We start from the raw sequence: 25,536 nt of genomic DNA, 5'->3' as shown, positions 1-25,536 counted from the left end.
ATAATCTGCTGTTTAATAAACAGATTATCTTTTAAAAGGGCATATTAATTAATTTAATGGATTAAGTTTAACACTCCTTTAAGAGACAAGCTTTAGTCCTATTGCTACACCTAAAACCATCGTAGTAAAAATAACTCTTCTCCAGTCTTTTAACTCATCATATAAATGCATTCCTAATATCGCCCCTCCAGATGCACCAATTCCTGTCCAGATTGCATATGCTGTCCCCATAGGCAGTGTTCTCATTGCGTAAGCAAGAAACAGAAAACTTCCTCCAAATCCCAAAAATAATGGAACAAAAGATTGCCAATTACGTTCTTTATGCAATTTATTAATCATAGCAACACCAAACATAACCCAATAACCCAAAAAAATTCAAAAAAAGCAACAATAAATACTTTAATTCAGGTTGTATTCATTTAAAAATAACCTCCATTTTTTTTTTTTACTAAAAAAAAGCCCAAGAGATAACTGTTAAACAGTTTCTCCCAGGCTTTTATCCCTCCGTGACACAGCATAGATGTGAGTTTTCTCTCGGACCAGACCAAAACTCTTTTTGCGGAACCCTAGAAAACATTTTACCTATACAATTACAATAAATTATCCACAAATTTAAAATTTATACAGGAATGAGGCATCGGTTTTTGTAAAATAGATTAGGAAACACACGGGTTTAGACACGAATGAAAATTCTAATACTAAAGATAACTTTAATTCGGTTGGGGCGTTTGATAAGGTGGAGAATTTTTAAGGAGAGATGCAAATTTGGAAACATTTTACCGTACATTTATTGTTTTTGTGGTTGGATATTTGTTCTTAAGGTTTACTGGGAAAAAAGCAGTAGCTCAAATGCACTCTTTCGATTTGTTATATATTCTTGTCCTTACGAACATCATTAGTTCCCCCGTAGAGGTTAATGACATGGGAAAGGCCATTACTTACGCTGGAATCACAGTAATTCTATATAAAGTCTTTATACGTTTATCCCTGCATAATAAATTAAGATGGATCTTATATGAAAGTCCAACGGTATTAATTCAAAACGGAGATATTGATAAAAAAGGGCTGAAAAAGGTCCGTATGCCTATAAATGAATTATTGTCACATTTAAGAGAAAAAGGGTACACCGATACTCAAAACATTGCCATTGCTGTGATGGAGGGAACAGGAAGTATTAGTGTTATCCCCAAGTCGGAATACCGACAAGTTCAACCCAATGATTTACATTTGCATGTAAAGAAAGAATATCTTCCTATCCCACTGATAATGGACGGTCAAATTGTTTACCATAATTTAAAATATCTGCAATTAGACAATAATTGGCTAAATGAGGAACTCAAAAAAATGGGTGAAAAATTAGAGAATATAACATTAGCGACTTTTTTAGAAGATGGAAAGTTATTTATAGATAATAATGAAATAATAGAACATAAAAACGATCCTTATTACTATAAGCCAGGGCGAGATAATTAAATTAAATAGGATTTAGATACCTTGTCTTCCATGTAGAGTTGAAGATCGAATCGTTTAATAATAGGTAAGGAATAAAAACGATTTTTCTGTGGAAATACTTTTATTAAATTTTATATAGGAGTGTCTACATGGAACAAACACTGTATGAAAAAGTTGGTGGAGAAGAAGCGATTGCAAAAGTTGTGGATTATTTTTACTCCGAGTTGGTTCTTAAGGATGATACAGTTAATCATTTTTTTAAAGAAACGGATATGGAAAAACAACGCCGCCATCAGACAAAATTTATTAGTTTTGCATTAGGTGGTTCAAATCAATATACTGGGCAATCTATGGCAAATGCTCACCAAGGAATGAATCTCCAACCAGCCCATTTTAATGCTATTGCAAAGCATCTGCACGATGCTCTTGCTCACTTTGGAGTGAATGAAACAGACATAGATACCGCTTTAACTAAAGTAGCTTCACTTAGAGACGATATATTGTATAAATAACTGTTATTTAGCTTACGGATCCTAGTAGGGAAGATCATGCTGCCATTAAAGGCAGCTTTTTCTATTTAATCTAAAGTGCTGGTTTACTAAAATAGGGTGGGTAATTCAATAAAAGGTCATAGAGAGCCTTTTTAAATTTTTACTCAATAACTAATACTTTTAATGTGGGACATGGAAAGGCGAATGATTTCCTGATTATGGATCAAAAAAACATAATCCTTATTTACATCACCCAGTACCCCCTCTAACTTCTCAGGACCGCCACGATTAATTTTTATCCATTTTAATTTCAATGATTCAAGCAGGTCTTGGAAATTGGCAGCTTTCTTAAATTTGAAATCTTTAGGAACTTTAATATTAAATTTCATTTGCCCCTTCATATTATCGGTAAAACTTTTAATATGTTTTATGCTGTAGTAAACAATCCCATCATCGGCCGTGAGAAGGACAATAAGATCGTCACTTGCATCCAGTATCATGCCAATTCTGGATTCTGGTCCACCTCGACCAATCCTGATTACTTTACCTATAAAACATTTCATAATGTCTTTATCCATAAAAAATTCTCCCCCTGAAATTAATTAAATATATTTGTACTGCATCTATATGTATCATGGGAGGTTGTTGTCCTAATAAAATAGCCTGTTTAATGATAATTTAAGTGAAAAATAGGCAATTAAAGTGATATGATACAAGACCATCTACCTAGAAATAGTAATGGGAACAAGCTGTGCTTGTATTCGTTTTTACGTGATAAAGAAGCTGATTGATTAAACAAAAGTACAGAAGATGTGTTAAAATGTGTGAATATTATAACTAATGGGAGGAGTTAGATGATGATTAATTACAATGGACGTAAATTTGTTTCTGTCGAAAATACAGCAAACGGAGAGGTTTCATCCAGTACATTTTTTGAATACAAACAAGAGGGAAAAATACTTTCAGCAACTTATAGTGGTGGCGATATCGTAAAAGGCACACTTATTGGGATTGTTGAAGAAAATGGGAGGTTACAGTTTAGATATAACCACGTTAATACAAAAAACGAAATAAGAGGCGGACAATGTTCCTCTACTCCAGAAACTCTACCAGATGGAAGAATTAGATTATATGAGAAGTGGAAATGGACAGATACTGATCAAAGTGAGGGTGAATCTATTATTGAGGAAATTAAATAATAATAAATAATTGTAGGTGTTTATATGGAAAATTCAATTCTTATTGATAATATGCTTGAAGAGGATTGGGATCAAGTTCGCGAAATTTACCAAGAAGGAATCTCTACTGGTAATGAAACATTTCAAAAAGAGGCCCCAACGTGGGAAGCTTGGGATATTGGGCATATCTTGGAGTGTCGTATTGTTGCAAGGTTGGATGACAAAGTTTTAGGATGGGCAGCGTTAAGCTCTGTCTCCAGTCGATGCGTTTATGCTGGTGTGGCCGAAGTTAGCATCTATGTTGGTCAAAGTAGTCAGGGAAAGGGAATTGGTAGTAAACTATTACATTCATTAATTGAAAAAAGTGAACAGAATGGATACTGGACATTACAATCTGGAATTTTTCCTGAAAATGTATCCAGTCTTAAATTACATAGTAGGTATGGGTTTCGGGAAGTAGGAAGGCGTGAGCGCATTGGACAATTGGATGGTGTGTGGCGTGATACGATTTTGTTAGAAAGAAGAAGCAGCGTAGTTGGAAATGATTAGAATGTCCCACAAAACCGGCTGGTGTGGTCCGTATTTTACTCGTAAAAGCGGTAGGATCTGAGATATTTATGGGTGCGTAAATAGGCAGAAACTAATTGAACGAGGTGATTGTCGATGGCAATAAAAGGTCTAAATCATTTTTTATTTTCTGTTTCTGATTTAAAGAAATCTATTGAATTTTACCAGCGTGTCTTTGATGCTAAGCTGCTAGTAAAAGGTAGAAGCACAGCCTATTTTGATTTAAATGGGATGTGGTTAGCGCTTAATGTAGAGAAAGATATTCCTCGTAATGAAATACATCAATCCTACACCCATATAGCTTTTTCTATTGATGAAGCAGAGTTTGACCGTATGTTTCAAAAACTACAAGAATTGAACGTTACTATTTTATCAGGTCGTCCACGAGATGAAAAAGATAACAAGTCTATCTACTTTACGGACCCTGATGGTCATAAGTTTGAGTTTCATACCGGTACTTTGCGAGAACGATTGGATTACTATAAACAAGAAAAAACACATATGGAGTTCTTCAGTTAACTATTTTGTTTCCACCAGTCTCAATTATTGGTGGCTTTTTCTTTTTTGCGGACTTCCACCTATTTTTTGCGTGTTTTATCGACCCCAACTCCATTATAATAATTATACAAGACTTAACTCGGATGTAATCTTTTGGAAAGGAGTTGCGCGATGGCCCCAGTTATAAATGTAATAAAAAGTGCGCAGCAAATGCTGCAAAAAATGCCTGATCCCATGTACATCATTGGCCTAGATAATAACGTTTTATGGGTAAACGATTCTTTTCAAAAATTATTTGGTTCGGAGCAGAAACGATGGGATGATGAATTAACCCATTTAATCTTTAATGTAAAGAAAGAAAATGCACCTTGCATTGTATATTGTAAAGATGGTTTGACTATCACCGTGACCCTGAAACTAATCCCTATCAATGAACACGAATCCCCAGCAATTGCTTATACGGGGATTATACAAAAGTCCACCATAGAACAACTATTTAATGAAGACATACGGTATAAAATTGTTGCCGACAACACGTCCGATGTGATTGTGCTCGTTGATAATAGGGCTGTTGTCCGTTATGTTTCACCATCCATTCACGAGACAATTGGTTATACGGTTGAACAATACGAAGAGATGGATGCATTTAATATTATTCATCATGAGGATCGTGAACGTGTTCGTTCCCTGCATTTAGAAGTGATTCAAACCCAAACGGAGGTTGATTTGGAATATCGTCTAATCCATTCACAGGGTACAACGCTTTATGTAGAAACAAGAGTCAAACCTGTTTTAGATAGTTTTGGAAATGTTAAGTATGTGGTGGCTGTTGTCCGTGATATCACATCGCGGATCATGGATAGTATCGAGCAAAAACGTTCGGAGTTAGCATTAGAGGAGAGCGAACAAAGGTATAAATCCTTATTTGAGAACAATCTGGATGGAGTTTTCTCGATTGATTTAAAAGCTTATTTTGTCAATGCCAATCAATCATTTGAAAAAATAACAGGAATCAAAATAGATGATTTACCTGATCGTTGTTTAATTGGGTTGATTTATGATGAGGACCATTTGTCGATCTATCAAGTACTTTCAGACGTCATTGCTACCCATGAATCAAGAGATCTTGAATGTCGGATTGTTCGCTTTAGGCAACGAAATCCACGCATTGTCCATATTACCTTTGTTCCGATCTTTCTTAATGGAGAACTCATTGGGGTTCATGGGATGGTAAAGGATATTACCGAGCGAAAGAAAGAGGAGCTTGAATTAATCCAAAGTGAAGAAAGATATAAGACACTTCAGCATAGTATTACTCGTTTCTCCCATGACCTTGCGAACGTCATGAAAGTTTCTGAGCTCGAAATGCGCTTAATGGAAGAGATCATGAGAGTATTACCTGTTAAGAGTGTTACGATTGAAGAAGTTCCTAGAAATCTAGAATCTACTTTAAGTGGCGTGAATGTGAAATGGGTCAAAATCGCCGATAAGGAACTGCCTGTCTACTTAAAGATTGACATCGATCAAGCTTTACAAAAAATAGAGGAAGAATGGCTGGAAACAGCGGTTCATTATGTCATGATTTTATATGATAATCTGGAGTTTATTGAAAATCTGATGAAACGAATTGAGGACATGGTAAGTGTTAACGAGACCCCAAAGTGGATGCTGAGGCTTTTGTTTAGACTTTCGGAAAAGGAAAGGGCTTCTCTATCCAGTGATTTACATGACTCAGTTTTACAAGATCTAATTATATGGTACCGTAAGTTGGAGTCCTTACGCTCTACCTCTATATTAAATGAGGGAATACAGGAGGAAATCATGCAGATTGAGGAAGGACTGCTGGATGCCATTCATCAAATTCGGATTACCTGTAATGAACTGCGCCCTCCGTTTCTATTAAAAATGGGACTAGTAGAATCCTTAAAAAGCTTGTTCTCGTACGCCCGGATGTTTTCAAATTATGAAATTGATTTTTCAGCGACGGAGTTGATTCATCCTCTAAATGAAGATCAAATCCTGGGTATGTATCGAATTGTCCAGGAGCTATTAAATAACGCTACCAAACATTCGTACGCATCTAAAGTTACGATGTATTTGACCAGCACTCAGGAATCGATTCAATTTTCCTATGCGGATAACGGAGTCGGGATCGATTTAACTTCGTTTGGCGGCTCGTATAGACACATGGGATTAGCAGGAATCGAAAATCGTGTCCTAAGTTTAGAGGGGAAAGTGGAATTCCATTCTGCTCCTCAGGAAGGATTTCATATGGAAATTACTATTCCAACAATAACAACGCAAAAAGGTGATCAATATGGAAATTTTATTGGTGGATGATCATAGGTCCGTCGTCGAAGGAACAAAGATGTTAATTGAGTCAGAACCCGATATGAATGTCACCATTGAAACGGATGTTTATCTGGTCACTGACTTGGTTCGACTAAAGAGTTTTGACGTGATCCTGTTTGATCTATATATGCCTAATATCAACGGGGCTGATTTGGCGCGAAAGGTGCTTGAAAATGTTCCGGACGCGATTATTTTGATTTATTCTGGATTTGACATTGCCCCTCATTTTAATTTGCTGATGGAATCAGGTGTGTCAGGCTTTGTTGCGAAAACGTCTACCCGCGAGCAACTTGTTCAAGCGATCCGGTGTGCTTCACGGAAAGAGGCGATTATTCCGATGCAACTCCTCAAGCAGTTGAGACGTCAGGAGATTGTCGTTCAAGGCGGAAAAACAAACGAAAAAACAACCATTGGCAAAAAAGAAGAAACGCTTCTCCGAGAATTGGCCAAAGGACACAGCAATAAGGAAATATCCAAGACAATGTTGATCAGTCAGCGATCATTGGAATACAGTCTGACAGAATTGTTTCAAAAACTAAATGTGAATTCACGGGTGGAAGCCATCAAAAAAGCCAAAACCCTGGGGATTCTGCCGACGGAGGATTTATATTAAATGACAAGAGAAGGACTGGCATATGCCGGTCCTTCTCTTGTCATTTAAAAGAATGAGATTCGGGAGATGCGCATTTTTTTGCGGTATGGCCTTTAATGTTTGCGGGTAGGAGGCTCTGTATTTAAATATTTTGCTTTTGGTCGTGGTTATAGTTGGAGGCATCGTTATTACACTTTTTTTGAACAAGAGGAACATACAAAGCAGGTAAGACCTTAACACATAGAGTTAAGGTTTTTTTGTTTTAACTGGAGGTAAAGATTTGTGATCCACCAGTAAAAATAGCTCTCGCCAGTAAAATAGGGCTATCCGTCAGTAAACCCGGGCTATCTGCCAGTAAGTCGGAGTTATCCGCCAGTAAACTCTCCTCATCCGCCAGTAAAAGTGGCTCTCGCCAGTAAACTCGCCTCATCCGACAGTATTGCCTCCTACCCCAAATCACCGCCCAACCAAAACCCATGCGGGCCTACCACAAAAGTCTGCGGTGGTTCTCTCAAAGTCTGCGGTTTTGATTGGAGTGAAACTTCGTACAATGAAACCATCAAATACAAAAGAAAAACCTTATACAAAGTAATGACTGATCTAAATAAAAATACGGGAGGAAAGACAAATGAATAAGAAGAGTAAAAAGAATTGAGAAGTATTTAGAAGATGGAAAAACCATTCAAAAAAGTGAGGTAATTATAATGAAAAAAGTAGAATTAAAAGTAATCGGTATGTCATGCGGACATTGTGCTATGGTCATTGAAAACAGTGTTGGAAGTCTACCTGGGGTAGAAAAAGTACTTGTTGATGTGAAAAATGGAAATGTAGCCGTGGAGTTTCATCCCAATTTGGTTTCCTTTGACAAAATTAAAGAAACAATCGATGACCAGGGATATGATATTGTATAACGGTGTATAAAACATGCTTTTAGTTATTGGCACGTTTTTTTCAGCACCATGAATTGTGAGGATTACAAAATAATTGCGGAAACACGAAAACATCTTGCGGTTTGAAAATGATTATAAATTATAAAATATATATATATATAAAGAAAGGCTTTATTTCGTTTTTGTTATACAGTACAGGGGTATTGTACTGTATAACAAAAAAAGAATGTGGGAGTGAAAGGTGATGGAAAATGCTTCACAAAAGAATGTTACTGAAAAAACAGAATTCGATGTAGTCGGGATGACTTGTGCAGCTTGTGCAGCCAGGATCGAGAGAGGGCTAGGAAAACTGGACGGAGTAAAAACAGTAAATGTCAATTTAGCGCTCGAAACCGCCGTCGTGGAATATAGCTCTTCCCAATTAAACATAAATGACATCGAAAAAAAGGTTGGAAGTATCGGTTATCAAGCCATTCCTAAACAAGCTGAGAAGATAGAAGAACACCGGGAAAAAGACTTGGAAAAATGGAAAGGACAGGTGATTTTTTCAATTATCCTTGCGACACCGCTGTTATGGGCTATGGCCACTGATTTTGAATTTACTTCATTCATAAAAATTCCTGATATGCTCATGAATACTTGGTTTCAATTGGCACTTGCCACACCCGTTCAGTTCATCATCGGCTGGCAATTTTACAGAGGTGCTTTTAAAGCTCTTCGCAATCGGAGTGCCAACATGGACGTATTAGTGGCATTAGGCACATCAACTGCTTATTTTTACAGTTTGTATCTGTCCATTAAATCGATTGGACCGGAATCCAATATGTTCGACCGTTACTTTGAAACGAGTGCAATCTTAATCGCGTTTATTGTGCTTGGAAAACTATTTGAGATAAAAGCAAAGGGAAAATCATCTGATGCAATCAAGAAGTTAATGGGATTACAGGCCAAAACGGCAAAAATTATCCGCAATGGGGTAGAGCAGGAAATCCCCTTGGAGGAGGTCATGATTGGAGATATTGTACTGGTCAGGCCAGGTGAAAAAGTACCTGTTGACGGTGAAATCGTTGAAGGGCACTCTTCCCTAGATGAATCGATGCTGACGGGGGAAAGTATCCCTGTAGAAAAATCAGTTGGCGATCATTTCATTGGTGCTACCATTAACAAGAACGGTTTTTTAAAGATTCGAGCCATCAAGGTCGGTAAAGATACAGCTCTTGCTCAAATTATTAAAATTGTAAAAGAAGCACAAGGATCGAAGGCACCAATCCAACGTCTGGCAGATAAAACTTCTGCGATCTTTGTACCGGTAGTAATCGGAATTGCTTTACTCACATTTGTCCTTTGGTATGTTTGGATCAGTCCTGGCGACCTTTCCGGTTCGCTTGAAAAATTAATTGCCGTGCTTGTGATTGCTTGCCCTTGTGGTCTAGGGCTAGCGACTCCCACCTCCATTATGGCGGGAACCGGTCGTGCTGCAGAATTTGGGATCCTCTTTAAAGGCGGAGAACATTTAGAAACAACTCAGAATATCACCACCGTTCTCCTAGATAAAACAGGAACGGTAACAAAGGGTGAACCAACGTTAACCGACATTCTCATAGAACGAGGGGTAAAGGAAGAGGAATTTCTTTTCTTGGTTGGTACTGCAGAATTTCAATCGGAACACCCTTTAGCTGAGGCAATTGTTACGGCGATAAGAGAAAAAGGAATCGAGCTGAGCGAAGTCAGCCACTTTGAAGCGATTCCAGGGTTTGGGATTAAAGCAACGGTGAAAGGAAAAGAAGTATTGGTCGGAACAAGGAAGTTAATGAGTTCAAACCAAATCGATATTCAGGGAAAGATCAACCAAATGGAAGAGTTCGAACAAAATGGCAAGACTGCTATGCTCGTTTCGATTGATGGTGTATTTTCAGGTATGATTGCTGTTGCCGATACCATAAAAGACACTTCAAAAGAAGCCATCAAGCGACTTAAAAGTATGGGACTTGAAGTCATCATGATAACTGGTGATAACCAAAGGACAGCCAACGCCATTGCAAAGGATGCTGGGATTGACAAAGTCATCGCCGAGGTCCTCCCGGAAGGAAAGGCTTCTGAAGTGAAGAAGTTGCAGAATCAGGGTAAAAAGGTCTCGATGGTCGGGGACGGAATTAATGATGCACCGGCCCTTGCAACAGCGGACATCGGCATGGCGATTGGTACGGGGACGGATATAGCGGTGGAGGCGGCTGATATCGCACTGATCCGCGGGGATTTAAACGCGATTGCTGATGCCCTATTTATGAGCAAAAAGACTATGGAGAATATTAAACAGAATTTATTTTGGGCATTTGCTTACAATGCGGTAGGTGTCCCGTTTGCCGCGGCAGGTTATCTAGAACCTTGGATTGCAGGAACAGCAATGGCATTTAGCTCTGTATCGGTTGTGTTAAATGCACTGCGTTTACAACGAATAAAACTACAGGAAGCGAGAAATTTCATCAATAAAGGAGTGACAGGAATGAAGAAATGGGCAATAGCTGGGATTCTTTATGTGACAGTCGTCATTTTTGGATTCCAAGCTTATGATAAATGGATTGCAAAGGATCAAACCAAAGCTGCAGAGACAGAAAGCCAAATGGCGATGGGAGACAACAAAAGCAAACAAGAAATGAATGGAGATCATCAGGAGGAAGAGAAGGAAAGCACTCATGGGCATGAAATGACTTCAGGAGACCATGAAAGCAGCGAGGTCAATGCATTTGTCCAAAATGATAAAAGTAAAATCAAGATATTTTTAAAAGACAAGGCAGGTAACCCGATTGACGAGTTAGAAGTGAATCATGAGAAAGAACTTCATCTAATCATCGTCGATGAACAACTGCAGAAGTATTACCATGTGCATCCGGAACGAACTGGAAAAGGGGAATTTACGATTAAAAATAACCTTCCAGCAGGATTTTATAAGGCGTTTATCGATATTAAGCCGACTGATTTTGCTTACAAGATAGAGCCGGTTCCGTTTGTTGTAGGCAACCCAAGCACTGCAGCACACAGCCACGAACTAGTTCCAGACACGAAATTCAGCAAAACTGTCGATGGTGAAACCGTAACATTAAATGTTAGTTCTTTTAAGGCAGGCGAACCGGTAACATTATCATTCGATTTAGATCAAACCAATTTGACGACTTATTTAGGAGCTATGGGTCACGTCGTGATACTTGACGAATATGGGAAAGAGTTTCTTCATGTACATCCGTCAAATAATCAAGAGCCCATTTTTAAAACCACCTTCGAAAAGCCTGGTATTTATAAAATCTGGGCTGAATTTAAGCAAAACGGGAAAGTACGAGCGTTTCCGTTTGTGATAGAAGTAAAAGAATAAGGATGTACTTCTCCTGCCTATTAAAGACAAATCTCTTGTTTCAGTGGTGAATTTCGTCCTTCATATTATTTACGAAAGACAAATCTCTTGCTCCAGTGGTGAGATATGTCCTTCATACTGCCTATGAAAGACAAATCTCTTGCTCCAGCGGTGAGATATGTCTTTCATCCTGCTTATGAAAGACAAATCTCTTACTCCAGCGGTGAGATATGTCCTTCATTCTGCTTATGAAAGACAAATCTCTTGCTCCAGTGGTGAGTTTTGTCCTTCAAACTGCCAATGAAAGACAAATCTCTTGCTCCAGTGGTGAGTTTTGTCCTTCATACTGCCAATGAAAGACAAATCTCTTGCTCCAGCGGTGAGTTTTGTCCTTCATCCTGCTTATGAAAGACAAATCTCTTGCTCCAGCAGTGAGTTTTGTCCTTCATCCTGCTTATGAAAGACAAATTTCTTGCTCTAGCGATGAGATATGTCCTTCATCCTGCTTATGAAAGACAAATCTCTTGCTCCAGCGGTGAGTTTTGTCCTTCATCCTGCTAATGATAGACAAATCTGTTGTTCCAGCAGTGAGTTTTGTCCTTCAGCATTTGAAATCAGAATAATTTCTTAGAGTTAAAGGGAGGTCTTTATGCTATATGATGTGGTTGTCATTGGCGGGGGGCAGGCTGGATTATCGATAGGGTATTACCTCAAGCAAACCTCGTTATCATTTATTATTCTAGATAACCAAAAGGCCGTGGGGGATGCTTGGCGGAAAAGATATGATTCGCTTGTCTTGTTTACTCCACGGGCATATAGTTCATTACCTGGCTTGGCATTAAATGGAGATCCTTCAGGATTTCCAACCAAGGATGAAATAGCAGATTATTTAGAGCATTACCCAGAGACCTTTGATTTGCCTATTCATCATAGTCATGTACAAAAGGTTCAAGAAGAAAACCAGCTCTTTACGATCACAACGAATGATTCTCTTATAAAAACTAAGAAAATAGTGGTTGCAACAGGTCCATTTCACACTCCTAGAATCCCATCGTTTGCAAAAGAACTTCCAACAGAAATGGTCCAACTTCATTCTTCCCAATATAAAAACCATACGCAACTTAAAGATGGTGCTGTCTTAGTAGTCGGCGCCGGCAATTCAGGTACACAAATAGCAGTGGAATTATCAGAGCATCACGAAACCTATTTATCAATTGGGCAAAAGATTCGTTTTCTTCCTTTAACTGTAGCAGGAAGGAGTATATTTTGGTGTTTTGACAAACTAGGAATATTAAAGGCAGATCGAAATTCGTGGATAGGGAAGAAAATTCAAAGTCAGGCTGACCCCATTTTCGGTTATTACCTAAAAGAGAAACTTAAGAAAAAGCGCGTCACCCTAAAAGGCAGAACCATTTCAATTAATAAAGATGAGATTCATTTTGAAGATCAATCCTCCGTTAAAGTCGAAAATATCATTTGGGCAACTGGCTTTCTTCCCAATTACTCCTGGATCGATATACCGCATCTTTTTGATGATCACGGCCATGTCAAGCATAATCGAGGTGTAACTGAAATTGAAGGACTTTATTTCCTTGGCTTGCCCTGGCAGCAACGCAGGGGATCTGCACTTCTTTTTGGCGTTGGGGACGATGCTGAGTTTTTGTATCAACATATTTCCAATCTCCAGGAATGATCCGCTATTTTACTAATTAATAAATTGGCGACCAGTGAATGGCACTGTTCGCCTATTCATTATTAGTTAGAAAAATGGAAGAAAAATCTATTTTTACCTACTTTCACTGGTCTGAATCGTACACGGCGTTTTATTAGCTATTACAAATCATTAAAACATTGCCGTCTAAGTCATGAAAGTTAAAATATGCAAACTCGCCTATACGTTCTATTTCTTTGACAATTGTTATATTGCTAGCCTTTATGTATTCGTATGCTGCATCAATATCTTTTGAGTAGAAATTGAATAATACATGATTGGAAGGTTTGAACTTGAAATCTAAGTCAAATGTATGGTCATCTAACGTTAACCCTGTTTCGCTTGTTACCGGAATATTATATACAGGCGACTCAATTTTATTTAGATTACATGGTATTCCAAGAAGGTTATGATACCATTCAGCTGATCTTTTAAGGTCCTTAACATGGATGAAAACATTGTTGACTTTGCTTTTAATTGGAGATTCTATTGATTTCATTATTTTTCCACCTTTCTCTATTTTATTTATGAATTCAACAATATTAGCCACATCTCCTCTAATAATCTTTAGATAAAAAGGTAAATTTGAATTCTGAAAATCCGTTAATCGGCGGTTTTTTTTTGCGTAAAAACCTGCAATAGTCTCGCTTTAAATAAAACTGACGCGAGCGGTACTGCCATTTGCAGAGGCGCTTTATTTTTTAATAAAAGACTACCAAACTCTTTACCATGCTCGAACCTAAAAAAGAGCCGCTAAATCTAGCGGCTTTTAACCTACGATAAAGTCAGGTTCATTTAAACCTGATACCAGGGCATCACGGGCTGCTTCTAAACTTAGCTTAATGAAAAACAACTGTCCATTAAGTCTTTCATTTTTACTGCTTAATAAAATGGCTTGGTCAATAGAATTAATGGTATCTTCCGTTCTATCTAAGGCTAAACTGATCCGATTGTCGGAAAGAATAATAAGGTGTTGGTTATCTTGGCTTTGGGCCACGATTGGGGCAATGGTAATAACGGGGTCACTCGGAAAATACGTATCAAAAGGTAAATCTTTAATGGCAAGATAGGCTTCAGTGAGATGATCGACAACATCTTGGTAGAATTGAATTTTAATTGGATTCGGCGGTAGAGGAAAATCAGACATTTCCAGGAAGAGCATTAAGGCATTATCAGCATAGCGAATGGCTTGTACGGTGTATGCCAGGGCTGTTCTTACATTTGTAATTAAGTTAGAGGACATTTTTTTTCACTCCAAACGGATTAATTGTTTTAGTGTATGTAAGATAGACGTGCCCGTAAAGGACAATCCGGCAAATAAGTTAAATTTACGCAAATGTTCAGGCGGATAATTATTTTACCATAATAAATTTGTAAATAATTAAGAAAAATATATACATATTATGTAAAGGACGAGTGATATGGAACAAAACCGTATTCTACTAACTGCTCCGGAAATCTCAAGTTTATGGACTCAATATATGTTCGATTCCATGTCAATTTGTTTTAATAAATGATTGAAAATGGATGGTTAGAGGAGCCGCCAAAAGCAAGTGATCGGAGAGCATTATCTAAAGGGAAAAGGGAAGGAATGGATAGTTAGGATTCTTGAGCGTTATCAGGTGACCCACCTGGTTTTTTTTGCATTTTTTTGCTGGTTTTGATAATAGAGGAAGATATAATAGTAGATAGAGCCATTCATTTATATTGTGAAGATAAACGATGCGGCCATTTATTATCGCCCAAATGATCGGAGGATTTTATGCTGGAATTTAGTATAAAGAGAATAACAAACCTTTCTACGATTGATGTATCTTATATCTTGAACGAAAGCAAAGAAGATGGTTTTCATTTTATTGATAAGTTAGTTAATGATTATAAAAGTGGTACCAACACCTTTCAAAAAAGAGGTGAGGGCTTATATGGTGTTTTCAATGAAAAAGGTCTATTAATTGCAATTGGAGGAATTAATATTGATCCTTATTCTCATGAACCTGAAATAGGCCGTCTAAGAAGGTTTTACGTGTTAAAGGAGTATCGTAGAAAAGGGGTGGGCAGGTTCTTAATAAATAAGATCCTTTTTGATTCAAGAAGAGTGTTTAAAGAGGTAGTACTCCATACAGATACTAATGACGCCGATTTGTTTTATACCTCACTTGGATTTTCAAAAAGTAGCCGTAATCCAAATTCTACCCATCATATCAAGCTAAAATCATAAACTTTCATTGACCTAATAAATAATTTGGATAGTAGGAGGAATGATAGGATGATAAAGATAAGAAACGTAAAAATAGATGATTTATCTCAACTGGTGGTCATAGAGAATCTTTGTTTTTCAAGAGAAGAGGCAGCTACGGAACATGCATTTGAAAAACGGATTGAGTTGATTTCAGATAGTTTTTTTGTTGCGGAGGCAGATGGTGAAATCGTAGGATTAGTTAATGGTCCTGTGATTGATACAGCGTACATAACCGATGATTTATTTAGTTTGACCAAGAAAAATCAAGATATTGGCGGTCATCAAAGTATTTTAGGTTTAGCGGTGTCGCCCCTTTTTCAGAAACACGGTGTGGCAGCGGCGTTACTTGCACATCTTGAAAAAGAAGCAAGAACAAACAAACGAGAAACGATTACGCTTACATGTAAAAAGGATTTAATTCGCTTCTATGAAAAGTTCGGCTACCATAATAAGGGTGTTTCAAGTTCCAAACATGGTGGAGTCACTTGGTACAACATGTGTAAAACAATTCACAAATTTGATTAAAGAAAACGATTCGAAAGCTGGATCGTTTTTTGTTTTTTCTCCGAAAAAATTCACATCTGTCATCTCTCATCAATGGACGTACCTAAATTTATGACATAAAACTACTGCTTTCTAAATAAAATTTATGTAGATAAGCAGTAAGTCCCATATCTGAATTTAGTTTCATGGTTCTGGTTTTCCGGTTTTATTTGCATTGAAAAAGTATAATAGGAGGGATTTGTTGGTGAGTGATTTGCAAACAAAACTTGGAGGCGGATTGAATCTCCTTCAGGATTCGCTTCAGCAAGGAAAGCAGAAACTCCAAACAGTTCAGGAAGTAAGCCAATTAAAAAAACTTATTCAGGAACATTCTGAAAAACGGGCTGAACTGCTTCTTCACCTAGGAGAAGAAACCTACCAAAGAATTCGGTCAGGAAAATTGGAAAATCCAGAATTGGGACAATTCTTTGTGAAGATTGCTGAACTGGACCAACGTATATTTCAAGCCCAAAAGGGATTGGAACAAATAAATAAGAAAGAGCATGCACGGGGCTGCTCTAATTGCGGCAGTCCAATTACTGCAAATGATAAATTTTGTGGCTCATGTGGCCAACGACAAGAACATCTGGCTAGTAGCACGGAGTCTTTGGATACAATCGCTTGCTCAACTTGTGAAGAACACGTCCCGGCACAAGCCAGTTTCTGCGCTTGTTGTGGAAGCCGTCTGGTTTTGTAAAGGGGGCTGACAGATGTTTTGTAAAAATTGTGGGACGGTGAATCTTGCTACTGCCAATTATTGTATAAATGACGGAACCTGGTTGAAACGAACTCCTGTGAAATTTCGATTGAAGGAATATAAAGCATCCTTTTGTTCCCATTGTGGGGGAAAAACAACACATGGTTATAACTATTGTACGGAATGTGGGTCAAGTAACCTTCAGTACAGCCATGACAAAGGCTTTTCCTCGCCTAAGGAATTGAAAAATCGGGCGGGAGTTCTTCCCAAAAATCTGCCGGGCTTTCGGTTTACATATTTTAAAAATGCCCTATTGCCAGCACTAATTGCCATCCTTATTGTTTTTGGATTATCATTTTCCGTAATGAAAACTTCGGAAAAGGTTTTTAACAGTTTAGTAGGGGATAGTCTGGACGAAATGGATATGGATGGATTGATGGATGAGGTTCCATTTGAACGGAGTGCAGATCTGCCTAGGCTTGATAAAATGTATGGTATATCTGACATCGTAATGGCTTCCATCCTCCAAAACCCTGTCATTACAGTTGCTGTGGATGGTGCAATTAGCGGAGACGCTGAACAAGCAACGGTTGAAGCTGAGGCAAAGAATGGTTTCATCATCTATCTTCTTATTCCATTCATCGGATTATTTGTAGCTGGAATCATTGCCTCAAGGCGAAAACTCAGTTCAAAGCTGAAAGACCATTTGATCAATGCAATCGGAATAGCCGTTATCTATGCATTATTTATGACAATCTTTTCTCTTTTTGCTGGGTATTCCTATGACTTCAATACGGACCAGAAAAATTTTGAATTGAGTCTTGAGATAAGTACCGACTATTCTTTTTTTAGAACCTTTATGATGACATTGATTTTTGGTTTCTTTTTCAGCGGTCTGGGCAGTTTATTTGCTGTAACCTTCCGGAAGACAACAGGTCTCCTAGCAGAGTGGATTCCTTCAGGTGAAGCCATTCATCAAGCCATCGTTATTCCGATTCGCGGCATTCTTCTTTTCTCCGTAGGGATATTTGCTTTCATTTCTAGTAAAATAGGAGAATTAAAAGAGGTAGGGTCGTTTTTTTCCGATACGCCGTTTGAAGAATTAATTGACAAAAGTTATATGCTAATCGCCACCGTTTCTGTTCAACTTGGCAGTTACTTATGGAATATATTACACTTCACACCCATCACGCTTACACATACTGAGTCAGGAGTGGAGGAGTCTTTGTCTTATGGAATCTTCTCAGGGGTTGAACCTGAGGGGAATGCATTATTCATTGATGATATGCTGGCCGGGACGGATTTCGATCTTTATTTAATGCTTGCGACACTGATACCGATTGCCTTATTTATTTGGGCGGGCTACAAGATTGCAAGAAATCCAGATATGATTAAGAATCTCGTCATCTTTAGTGTGGTTTATGCTGTTCTAATGTCATTACTTGCTGCTTTCACTGATTTAGGTTTTTCCCTCAGTGGAGAAAGAGAGAGTGTAAAAAATACGCTGGAGATGTCGTTGGAACTTGGCTTTGGACCAGTTGGAACCTTTATTAAAAGTCTCATCTTTTCATTTGTATTTGCCCTTGCAGGGACTTTCATCCATAAATTGAAAAAGAATCATTAAATTGTTCCCCTTGTCTCCTTATGTAGGCAAGGGATATTTTAATAGAATTTACTTTGATAAAGGAGGGGGTTCATCAGTGGGGGATTTCTGTACAAATTGTGGAAAGAATGTAACCGAGGGAGAACTTTTTTGTACTGGTTGCGGGGAGAAACTGTCAGTGATCATGGAATCGCCGGTTTTTGAGGAGGCACCGTTAACTAAAGAGGGAGAGACCCGTTCTGTACATAAAAACCATCATAAAGGATTCAAACTAGCCTTTTTCTCATTGTTAGGGATTGTAATAGTCGGCCTCGCGGCGTTTTTCATAATAAATAATCTGTTGGATACCACACATAAAGTAACCCCAGTAAATACTACAAAAAAAGAGAATACACCCAAAGCTGCTTCTAAAAACAAAGAAGATACAGATAAAACAGAGACGACAGAGGCGGGAATAGAGGAAGATGCTCAAAGTAAACAGGAAGAAGTGGTGGTAAATAGCGAAGAATCGATCATACGTTTCTACACCAACAAATTAAATAACCTACGGATTTTCACCTCTGGCAGGGAATTATCGGTCGGAGAATGGAGTGTTACCCATCAGGATGGCAGTGTGCTCTTATCAGCTTCGGCTATTCCGTCTCGGGATTTAGCACGTATTTTTGGTCTATTTGATGAAGGGAATTTGCTGCCATTAAAAACATGGGCTAAAGAGGTATATCAAATTGCCGATACTTTATCAAAGGAACTACATGCTGATTGGGTTATTGGCGTCGGTAATAATTGCGTGGGTGAATATCCTGTCACCCTTCCACAATCGGACATTCTAAATTTCTCAGGGTCATGTGGGTATTCGATCCCTGTGTTAGAAGGATCAAGCAAGGATAATTTAACACTTGTCATGCATACAAACGTTTTTGGTACTTCAACTAGCAAGCCACCTCGGGATTCTTCAAGTGAATATATTTTTCCAGATAGTGATTTTGTCAGATTAACAATGAGTGAACTAGTGCCACTAACTCCTCGGCAACTACGCTTAGCCAGAAATGAAATCTATGCCCGGCATGGATATATTTTTGAATCGGATGATTTAAGGATTTATTTTTCAAATACATCATGGTATTTTCCAGATCCATCTTATGACGGCACTACGTTGAATGCAGTTGAGAAATACAATGTGAAGTTAATCCAAGATCGAGAGAAGGATTTCAAATAATCTTCTAAACATAAGCTGAGAATATCCAGGTTTATAGATTCGTTGGATATTCTCAGTTTATTTGCTTTTGCTGGTTATGGTTTTGGTTCATTTATTCTAAACCCTTACATACATTTAAATGAGGAAGTTTAGGACAAGGCCACCAGTAGTGCAGTAATTTTTGAGGGACAAGCATAGAATCGTTTTATCCTATTAAGGATTTTGAAATAGGTCAAGAAAATAAAGCGATGGAAAGGGAGGAAAAATGGAGTTTCTACATGAAATTATCAATAGCTATAGTACATTTTTTTCACTAGATGCGTTAGAAAAGGTTTTTACGAACCCAGCGAGCTGGGGAGTGATCGGGACACTGGTTATTCTTGAAGGTTTACTATCCGCTGATAACGCCCTCGTATTAGCAATCCTAGTGAAAAATTTACCTAAGCACCAACAAAAAAAGGCGTTATTCTACGGGATTTTTGGTGCCTATCTATTTCGGATATTAGCGATTGGGTTAGGGGTTACTTTAATCAATATTGGCTGGATAAAAATTGTAGGTGGCCACTACTTACTCTGGATTGTGATTCAAAACTTTATCAAGAACAATGATGACGATGATGAAGTTCAAAATAAGAAAATGGGTTTCTGGAGAACGGTTCTAACTGTGGAATTGATGGATATTGCTTTTAGTTTAGATAGCGTGATTGCGGCCTTTGGTGTCTCCAATCAGGAGTGGGTTTTATTTATTGGTGGTGTGATTGGGATCTTAATGATGCGAGGGGTAGCTCAACTATTCTTGGTTTTAATCGAAAAAGTCCCAGAAGTCGAAATCACTGCCTTTGTGTTAATTGCCATTATCGCTATAAGAATGATTGTCTCTGCATTTGGATACCAGTTAGATGAATTTGTTTTCTTTTCGATCTTAATTGCTGTCTTTTCAGGAACATTCCTTGTCCATTTCGTCAGGAAAAGTTCAGGGAATGAAAAAACACTTTAATGTTTATTTTTACAGAAACCATCCATTCATTTGGATGGTTTTTACTTTTTGAACAGGAGGAGTGAACATTTGGATAGATAAAAATTGAAATAATAGTTGAAAAATTTCTGTATACGAATATTTCGGAAATGAAAATAATTTACCAGTATGTTATTATAGACCATATTAAAAACGGCTAAGCGAATAAAGCTTTGGGAGATGGAGCAGCATGCTAAACTGGAAACGTAATTTGTGGGTGCTTTGGATTGGGGTCTTTTTTACAGCGGCGAGCTTTTCCATGGTGATTCCCTTTTTGCCAATTTTCCTTTTGCAAATTGGTGTACATGAACATACAGAATTTTGGGCAGGGTTGTTATTTAGTGCAGCATTTTTTTCAGGAGCAATTGCCTCACCGTTTTGGGGCCGGATGGCTGATAAATATGGACGGAAACCAATGATTATCCGCGCTGGATTTGTCCTTTTTGCCATCTATACGTTAATGGCTTTTGTTACTAATCCATATCAAATATTAATTCTACGAATCTTGCAGGGGTTATTGAGTGGATTCATACCTGGTGCCATCGCTTTAATTGGTACCAATACACCTGGTAACAAGGTGGGCTATGCACTTTCCCTTATTTCGTCTGCCTCAGCTTCAGGAAGTATTCTTGGTCCCTTGTTAGGTGGGGGGATTTCACATTTAGTAGGAAATCGCTGGGCCTTTGCCAGTGCGGGAATAATTGTTTTTCTTGCCACTCTCCTGATTGTTTTTTGGGTAGTGGAGGAGAATTTTACGCCAAGTAAGGTTCGGGGTTCTATTAAAAATGACTTTAAAATAGCCCTGACGAATCGCCCATTCTTTCTCGTCCTCCTCCTCACTGTTGTTACAAGTTGTTCCATCATGACGATTGAACCTGTCCTTCCGTTATATATCGTGAAATTGGGGGGCTCGTCTGAAAATGCCTCATTATTAGCGGGAATTGTGTTCTCGTTACCTGGAATCGCAAGCGCCTTGTTTGCTCCATATTGGGGGAAATGGGCAGATAAAGTCGGCTTTCAACGCGTTTTGTTTATCGGGTTACTGGGCGGTGGAATAGGAACAATTTCTCAAATATTATTCAGTGAAATCTGGGGATTTTCCATTACCCGCTTTGTGTTTGGAATCTTTTTCTGTGCCGTCTTCCCAGCGCTTAATGGTCTTGTTGTAAAGGTAACACCTGAAGATTTCCGTGGCAGGGCATTTAGTTTGAACCAAACAGCTAACCAAATCGGTGGGATGATTGGTCCAATAATAGGGGGATTACTCGGCGGAATATTCCCTGTACACAGTGTTTTTATCGTCACTGGTATTTTATTATTAATTGCATGCGGTATGGCCTATTGGAATGGAAAGATTTTAAGCAGCCGTGCTCTTAAAAGAAAAGCGATAACCTAAATACTAAAAACACCCTTTTGTCTAATTATTCGGATGAGAGGGTGTTTTTGTGTTATTTTAGTAACATGTGTTGTTGATTATTGGGAGGGGTAGGAATGTCTAATCAACTAATAGACAATAAAAATAATAATAGTTTACGAGCAGATTGTATCAATTGCTTTGGTTTGTGCTGTATTGCTTTGCCATATACAAAGTCGGCTGATTTTGCGTTTGATAAAGAAGCAGGTACTCCTTGCCGAAATTTACAATCTGATTATCGTTGTGGCATTCATAAAAATCTTAGAAAAGAAGGATTTAGAGGCTGTGTTGGATATGAGTGTTTTGGTGCAGGTCAAAAAGTTTCGCAAGTTACATATAGTGGAAAGGACTGGCGAAACCATCCTGCTTTAGCTAAGGAAATGTTTGAAGTATTTCCGATAATGCAACAACTTCATGAGATGCTTTGTTATTTACATGAAGCTCTTAGCTTAAAAGATGCTCAGCCAATCTATAAAGAATTGCAGTCTGCATTTGACGAAACGGAGAAACTGACAACGCTAAGTCCTCAATCGATTTTAGCGTTAAATGTTCCTGCTCATAGAGCAATCGTAAATGATTTACTTCTCCGGACAAGTGAGCTTTTCCGTGCTAAAGTGTCAGCAAAGAAAAACGTTAAAAAGAGAGACTATATAGGCGCAAATTTAAAAGGTGCTGACCTAAAAGGAGCTAATTTAAGAGGGGCATTATTGATAGCGGCGGATCTAAGAAAAGCCGATCTGCGCGTGGCAGACCTGATTGGTGCGGACTTGCGAGACGCTGATTTACGAGGAGCAAATTTGACAGGAAGCTTGTTCCTGACTCAAGCTCAAGTCAATTCAGCAAAGGGCGACCGTACTACTAAAATACCGCCTGCACTAAGAATTCCGGAGCATTGGATGGAAAACTGATAGTGGAAGTGGTGAATGGTAGTTTGTGAGGGTCTTGGTGACTGAAAACGTTGAAAAAAGGGTGTAAAGGGAATCAATAGCGGGTCTTGGTGACCGAAAGCGTTGAAAAAAGGGTGGGAAGGGAATCAATAGCGCGTATTGGTGACCGAAACCATTGGAAAAAAGGATAGGACGGTCGTCTATGGCTGTTATAGACGACCAGTAACCAATCAAACAAATCCTATAAACAATGCATTTCACTTTCTGCTTCTTTCCACGGCACGGAATAGCCTTGTCCTTTGGAGCAGAAGATGGATGACGAAGTATATTCCGGATCAGCATCTTTATTGTATTGGATTTTTTCCATAACCTCATTTGGATTATGGCAAGGGTAATAACCTCCAACAACTAGATTTAGTTTTCCTTTTCCTTTGGTAATTGAGGCGAACTCAGGGCCATAATTCATAAAGGTAGCGACTGGTACTTTCCCGATTACTAGGGTTTTGTTTCCCACGGTTGTCGGAGGGTTAAAGCTGCCGTGTGCATTTTGAATATCGGTTAGAATTTTTCCCATATGTTCTAAATCGACGTTGATTTTATATTCATAAAAAGGTTCCAACAAGATGTTATTTGCCTTTTCAAGACCTTGCCGCAATGCTCGGAAAGCTGCCTCCCTAAAGTCCCCGCCAGAGGTATGTTTGACATGGGCTTGTCCTGTTAATAAGGTAATCTTCAGGTCGGTGATGGGCGACCCAGTAAGTAATCCATGATGGTCCCTCTCAAAAAGGTGATTCCGGATGACATTTTGCGTCCCGACCGGTAAATGATCAGTATGACAGATACTTTCGAAAGAAATCCCACTATTTCGCTCACCAGGCGCTAATTTAAGATGGACTTCCGCGTAATGTCCAAGGGGCTCAAAATGGCCGTACCCCATTACTTCTGAACCGATTGTTTCTTTATATAAGATCTCTGGTTCCGCAAACGATACCTCAAAAAGAAAGCGCTCCTTTATTATATGTTTAAGAACCTCAAGTTGGATTACCCCCATGACATGAATATGGATTTCCTGGGTGCGTTCCTCCCAGGTGACATTCAAGGCTGGGTCTTCGGCATCTAGCATTTTAAAATACCGCAGCACTTCTTTTACATTCATTGTTGGGTCGAAAATTACTTTAGATTTTAAGGCAGAAAGCATCTCGTATTCGGCTTTTTCCTTTAATGTCCCCAGACCATCCCCAGCTGAAGCGGCAGATAATCCTGTTACGGCAAAAATATCGCCTGCGTCTACTTGATCGATCGTTTTAAATTTACTTCCATTATAAAGTCTGATCTGTGTGATTTTTTCGCAGAGAAGATTTTCTTCCTCTCTATAATTTAATTCATCCCTTACTTTTAAGGTCCCAGACAATGCCTTGATAAATGTAATTCTTGTTCCTTTTTCATCATAACGAATTTTGTAAACACGGCCTTCAAAAGGGGCGTCACATTGATAATTGGTAGTGGTTAATAGGTCTAATTTTTCAAGAAAGCTGTAGACGCCAATCTCTTGCAAAGCGGAACCACTTGCACAGGGGAAGAGCTGCTTTTCTTTTACTAGCTTGCTCATTGTCTCTAACCAAAGTTGTGGTAGATATCCAGTTTCCATGTATGTATCTAAAAGGGCCTCATCACGCTCTGCAATAAATTCAATCAGTTCTTCACTCATTTGCCCATGGGACAAAGTCTCTGTTATATCAAATACTTCTGTGGTTAAGTTGCTGCGAATTTCGTCTAAGATCATTTCAGGATCGGCACCGACACGATCAGTTTTATTGATAAAGAAAAAGGTTGGAACCTCATGCTTTTGTAAAAGTCTCCAAACGGTTTCCGTATGTCCCTCGATTCCTTCCACCGCACTAATAATGACAATTGCGTAATCCATCACTTGAATCGCTCGCTCCATTTCAGGAGAAAAATCGACATGCCCGGGCGTATCGATCAAATAATAATGGGATTCGTTATAGGAAAACATGGCTTGATCGGCAAATACGGTTATGCCTCTTTGTTTTTCTATGTCATGGGTATCAAGGAATGTATCCTGATGGTCGACACGTCCTCTTTGTCTGATCGTTTTCGTATGGTAGAGCAGTTGTTCTGCCAATGTCGTTTTTCCTGCATCAACATGAGCAAACATTCCTATCGTTTTTTTCATGGTGCCACCTCTAATGTTAACTAAGTTTATTTCTAACCTATTATATCAAATGGGTCACCCATGTAACGTGAAAATGCTAGTGATAAGAGGGGGCATATTTTATATGATTATTTGGATAAAATTTCTATTGTCTCTGGTAGGACAATGATGTTATTATATGAGAGTTCCCTTTTGAGGCAGTCAAAAATACAAAATATTTATTGACAATGATGAAGAGAATATGCTATATTATTTTTTGTCACTTTTTAAATAGGTCTTTTCAAAAAAATGTCGTTTGGAAAGGGTATTTTTTTAAATTGATATTTTAATAGAAAAGCGATATTATAGATTTTGTCGCTTCTTTACTAAGTGATCTTGTTCTTTGAAAACTAAACAAACAAAATCGTGCAATCAAACAATAAATTTTAGTTTCAAATAAGAAACTAAGCCAACGTAACAAAATGAGCTAATCAACTTTCTTGGAGAGTTTGATCCTGGCTCAGGACGAACGCTGGCGGCGTGCCTAATACATGCAAGTCGAGCGAATCAATAGGAGCGCAGCTCTTTTGGTTAGCGGCGGACGGGTGAGTAACACGTGGGCAACCTGCCTGTAAGACTGGGATAACACCGGGAAACCGGTGCTAATACCGGATAATCCTTTTCCTCTCATGAGGAAAAGCTGAAAGTCGGTTT

General features: G+C 38.4%; 22 protein-coding genes, 1 rRNA gene, 1 pseudogene and 1 riboswitch. Of the genes and pseudogenes, 19 read left to right on the top strand and 5 right to left on the bottom strand.

All coding sequences use genetic code 11. The features are described 5' to 3' along the window. Nucleotides 1-78 precede the first annotated feature (78 nt). Complete coding sequence (locus tag KW850_RS20810; RefSeq protein WP_218349680.1) at nucleotides 79-354, bottom strand: DMT family transporter; 276 nt, start codon at nucleotides 352-354, stop codon at nucleotides 79-81. Nucleotides 355-483: 129 nt separating this feature from the next. Next, a riboswitch (guanidine-I (ykkC/yxkD leader) is annotated at nucleotides 484-581 on the bottom strand. Nucleotides 582-765: 184 nt separating this feature from the next. On the opposite strand from KW850_RS20810, the gene KW850_RS20805 reads away from it, so the two are divergent. Together KW850_RS20805 and KW850_RS20800 are read left to right on the top strand one after the other, a co-directional pair. Continuing rightward, the gene (locus KW850_RS20805) at nucleotides 766-1,473 is read left to right on the top strand and encodes a DUF421 domain-containing protein (RefSeq protein ID WP_218349679.1); all 708 of its coding nucleotides are present in this window, start codon (nucleotides 766-768) and stop codon (nucleotides 1,471-1,473) included. Nucleotides 1,474-1,601: 128 nt separating this feature from the next. Continuing rightward, nucleotides 1,602-1,964 carry a group I truncated hemoglobin gene (locus tag KW850_RS20800; protein WP_218349678.1) on the top strand — a complete coding sequence of 121 codons (363 nt, stop codon included), beginning with the start codon at nucleotides 1,602-1,604 and terminating at the stop codon, nucleotides 1,962-1,964. Between the two features lie 143 nt (nucleotides 1,965-2,107). Here the strand turns inward: KW850_RS20800 and KW850_RS20795 are convergent, their stop codons facing one another. After that, nucleotides 2,108-2,521 carry a hypothetical protein gene (locus tag KW850_RS20795; RefSeq protein WP_218349677.1) on the bottom strand — a complete coding sequence of 138 codons (414 nt, stop codon included), beginning with the start codon at nucleotides 2,519-2,521 and terminating at the stop codon, nucleotides 2,108-2,110. Nucleotides 2,522-2,800: 279 nt separating this feature from the next. Between KW850_RS20795 and KW850_RS20790 the strand changes: the two genes are divergently transcribed. From KW850_RS20790 to KW850_RS20755, 8 genes and pseudogenes are all read left to right on the top strand, one after another. Next, complete coding sequence (locus KW850_RS20790) at nucleotides 2,801-3,142, top strand: avidin-fold protein (RefSeq protein ID WP_218349771.1); 342 nt, start codon at nucleotides 2,801-2,803, stop codon at nucleotides 3,140-3,142. Between the two features lie 24 nt (nucleotides 3,143-3,166). Beyond that, a complete protein-coding gene (locus tag KW850_RS20785; RefSeq protein WP_218349676.1) occupies nucleotides 3,167-3,670 on the top strand; it encodes a GNAT family N-acetyltransferase in 504 nt (167 codons plus the stop codon). Nucleotides 3,671-3,784: 114 nt separating this feature from the next. After that, nucleotides 3,785-4,207, top strand: coding sequence for a FosM family fosfomycin resistance protein (gene fosM / locus KW850_RS20780; protein WP_218349675.1), 423 nt, complete (start codon nucleotides 3,785-3,787; stop codon nucleotides 4,205-4,207). A gap of 150 nt (nucleotides 4,208-4,357) precedes the next feature. Further along, on the top strand, nucleotides 4,358-6,526 hold the full coding sequence (locus tag KW850_RS20775) for a PAS domain S-box protein (protein ID WP_256358361.1): 2,169 nt from the start codon (nucleotides 4,358-4,360) through the stop codon (nucleotides 6,524-6,526). Further along, nucleotides 6,504-7,151 (top strand): response regulator transcription factor, encoded by a 648-nt coding sequence (locus KW850_RS20770; protein WP_218349674.1) that lies wholly within the window; start codon nucleotides 6,504-6,506, stop codon nucleotides 7,149-7,151. The genes KW850_RS20775 and KW850_RS20770 overlap by 23 nt, the downstream gene beginning before the upstream one ends. A 683-nt stretch (nucleotides 7,152-7,834) precedes the next feature. After that, nucleotides 7,835-8,041: a copper chaperone CopZ gene (gene copZ / locus KW850_RS20765; RefSeq protein ID WP_218349673.1), complete on the top strand. Its 207-nt coding sequence runs from the start codon at nucleotides 7,835-7,837 to the stop codon at nucleotides 8,039-8,041. Nucleotides 8,042-8,288: 247 nt separating this feature from the next. Further along, a pseudogene (locus KW850_RS20760) lies at nucleotides 8,289-10,484 on the top strand (heavy metal translocating P-type ATPase); the annotation flags it as partial. Nucleotides 10,485-12,015: 1,531 nt separating this feature from the next. After that, nucleotides 12,016-13,059 (top strand): flavin-containing monooxygenase, encoded by a 1,044-nt coding sequence (locus KW850_RS20755; protein WP_218349671.1) that lies wholly within the window; start codon nucleotides 12,016-12,018, stop codon nucleotides 13,057-13,059. 133 nt (nucleotides 13,060-13,192) lie between these two features. On the opposite strand, the gene KW850_RS20750 is transcribed toward KW850_RS20755, so the two are convergent. Beyond that, nucleotides 13,193-13,576, bottom strand: a complete 384-nt coding sequence (locus KW850_RS20750) for a VOC family protein (RefSeq protein ID WP_218349670.1) — start codon at nucleotides 13,574-13,576, stop codon at nucleotides 13,193-13,195. Nucleotides 13,577-13,846: 270 nt separating this feature from the next. After that, nucleotides 13,847-14,320, bottom strand: coding sequence for a hypothetical protein (locus KW850_RS20745; protein ID WP_218349669.1), 474 nt, complete (start codon nucleotides 14,318-14,320; stop codon nucleotides 13,847-13,849). A gap of 519 nt (nucleotides 14,321-14,839) precedes the next feature. On the opposite strand from KW850_RS20745, the gene KW850_RS20740 reads away from it, so the two are divergent. The 8 genes from KW850_RS20740 (at nucleotide 14,840) to KW850_RS20705 (ending at nucleotide 22,691) form a co-directional block, all read left to right on the top strand. Continuing rightward, nucleotides 14,840-15,295 (top strand): GNAT family N-acetyltransferase, encoded by a 456-nt coding sequence (locus KW850_RS20740; RefSeq protein ID WP_218349668.1) that lies wholly within the window; start codon nucleotides 14,840-14,842, stop codon nucleotides 15,293-15,295. Nucleotides 15,296-15,343: 48 nt separating this feature from the next. Further along, on the top strand, nucleotides 15,344-15,841 hold the full coding sequence (locus KW850_RS20735) for a GNAT family N-acetyltransferase (protein WP_218349667.1): 498 nt from the start codon (nucleotides 15,344-15,346) through the stop codon (nucleotides 15,839-15,841). A gap of 223 nt (nucleotides 15,842-16,064) precedes the next feature. Then, complete coding sequence (locus tag KW850_RS20730) at nucleotides 16,065-16,556, top strand: zinc ribbon domain-containing protein (protein ID WP_218349666.1); 492 nt, start codon at nucleotides 16,065-16,067, stop codon at nucleotides 16,554-16,556. 13 nt (nucleotides 16,557-16,569) lie between these two features. Then, nucleotides 16,570-18,180, top strand: a complete 1,611-nt coding sequence (locus tag KW850_RS20725; RefSeq protein ID WP_218349665.1) for a zinc ribbon domain-containing protein — start codon at nucleotides 16,570-16,572, stop codon at nucleotides 18,178-18,180. A 163-nt stretch (nucleotides 18,181-18,343) separates the two neighbouring features. Next, nucleotides 18,344-19,375, top strand: a complete 1,032-nt coding sequence (locus KW850_RS20720) for a YARHG domain-containing protein (protein WP_256358368.1) — start codon at nucleotides 18,344-18,346, stop codon at nucleotides 19,373-19,375. Between the two features lie 244 nt (nucleotides 19,376-19,619). Continuing rightward, nucleotides 19,620-20,351 carry a TerC family protein gene (locus KW850_RS20715; protein ID WP_218349663.1) on the top strand — a complete coding sequence of 244 codons (732 nt, stop codon included), beginning with the start codon at nucleotides 19,620-19,622 and terminating at the stop codon, nucleotides 20,349-20,351. A 208-nt stretch (nucleotides 20,352-20,559) separates the two neighbouring features. Further along, entirely contained in the window at nucleotides 20,560-21,765 is a 1,206-nt protein-coding gene (locus KW850_RS20710) for an MFS transporter (RefSeq protein ID WP_218349662.1), read from the top strand. A 95-nt stretch (nucleotides 21,766-21,860) separates the two neighbouring features. Next, nucleotides 21,861-22,691 carry a pentapeptide repeat-containing protein gene (locus tag KW850_RS20705; protein WP_218349661.1) on the top strand — a complete coding sequence of 277 codons (831 nt, stop codon included), beginning with the start codon at nucleotides 21,861-21,863 and terminating at the stop codon, nucleotides 22,689-22,691. 220 nt (nucleotides 22,692-22,911) lie between these two features. Here KW850_RS20705 and KW850_RS20700 read toward each other — a convergent pair whose 3' ends face one another. Continuing rightward, on the bottom strand, nucleotides 22,912-24,864 hold the full coding sequence (locus KW850_RS20700) for a GTP-binding protein (protein ID WP_218349660.1): 1,953 nt from the start codon (nucleotides 24,862-24,864) through the stop codon (nucleotides 22,912-22,914). Between the two features lie 455 nt (nucleotides 24,865-25,319). On the opposite strand from KW850_RS20700, the gene KW850_RS20695 reads away from it, so the two are divergent. Next, a 16S ribosomal RNA gene (locus KW850_RS20695) occupies nucleotides 25,320-25,536 on the top strand; the annotation flags it as partial.

It is taken from the genome of Bacillus sp. sid0103, assembly GCF_019219025.1.
The sequence above is the reverse complement of the archived record's forward strand: the minus strand, read 5'-3'. Positions and strand labels throughout refer to the sequence as shown.

Coding starts and splice junctions, on each gene's coding strand:
- KW850_RS20810 (WP_218349680.1), bottom strand. CDS start 354: ATGTTTGGTGTTGCTATGATTAATAAATTGCATAAAGAACGTAATTGG.
- KW850_RS20800 (WP_218349678.1), top strand. CDS start 1,602: ATGGAACAAACACTGTATGAAAAAGTTGGTGGAGAAGAAGCGATTGCA.
- KW850_RS20795 (WP_218349677.1), bottom strand. CDS start 2,521: ATGGATAAAGACATTATGAAATGTTTTATAGGTAAAGTAATCAGGATT.
- KW850_RS20790 (WP_218349771.1), top strand. CDS start 2,801: ATGATTAATTACAATGGACGTAAATTTGTTTCTGTCGAAAATACAGCA.
- KW850_RS20785 (WP_218349676.1), top strand. CDS start 3,167: ATGGAAAATTCAATTCTTATTGATAATATGCTTGAAGAGGATTGGGAT.
- fosM (WP_218349675.1), top strand. CDS start 3,785: ATGGCAATAAAAGGTCTAAATCATTTTTTATTTTCTGTTTCTGATTTA.
- KW850_RS20775 (WP_256358361.1), top strand. CDS start 4,358: ATGGCCCCAGTTATAAATGTAATAAAAAGTGCGCAGCAAATGCTGCAA.
- KW850_RS20770 (WP_218349674.1), top strand. CDS start 6,504: ATGGAAATTTTATTGGTGGATGATCATAGGTCCGTCGTCGAAGGAACA.
- copZ (WP_218349673.1), top strand. CDS start 7,835: ATGAAAAAAGTAGAATTAAAAGTAATCGGTATGTCATGCGGACATTGT.
- KW850_RS20755 (WP_218349671.1), top strand. CDS start 12,016: ATGCTATATGATGTGGTTGTCATTGGCGGGGGGCAGGCTGGATTATCG.
- KW850_RS20750 (WP_218349670.1), bottom strand. CDS start 13,576: ATGAAATCAATAGAATCTCCAATTAAAAGCAAAGTCAACAATGTTTTC.
- KW850_RS20745 (WP_218349669.1), bottom strand. CDS start 14,320: ATGTCCTCTAACTTAATTACAAATGTAAGAACAGCCCTGGCATACACC.
- KW850_RS20740 (WP_218349668.1), top strand. CDS start 14,840: ATGCTGGAATTTAGTATAAAGAGAATAACAAACCTTTCTACGATTGAT.
- KW850_RS20735 (WP_218349667.1), top strand. CDS start 15,344: ATGATAAAGATAAGAAACGTAAAAATAGATGATTTATCTCAACTGGTG.
- KW850_RS20725 (WP_218349665.1), top strand. CDS start 16,570: ATGTTTTGTAAAAATTGTGGGACGGTGAATCTTGCTACTGCCAATTAT.
- KW850_RS20720 (WP_256358368.1), top strand. CDS start 18,344: ATGGAATCGCCGGTTTTTGAGGAGGCACCGTTAACTAAAGAGGGAGAG.
- KW850_RS20715 (WP_218349663.1), top strand. CDS start 19,620: ATGGAGTTTCTACATGAAATTATCAATAGCTATAGTACATTTTTTTCA.
- KW850_RS20710 (WP_218349662.1), top strand. CDS start 20,560: ATGCTAAACTGGAAACGTAATTTGTGGGTGCTTTGGATTGGGGTCTTT.
- KW850_RS20705 (WP_218349661.1), top strand. CDS start 21,861: ATGTCTAATCAACTAATAGACAATAAAAATAATAATAGTTTACGAGCA.
- KW850_RS20700 (WP_218349660.1), bottom strand. CDS start 24,864: ATGAAAAAAACGATAGGAATGTTTGCTCATGTTGATGCAGGAAAAACG.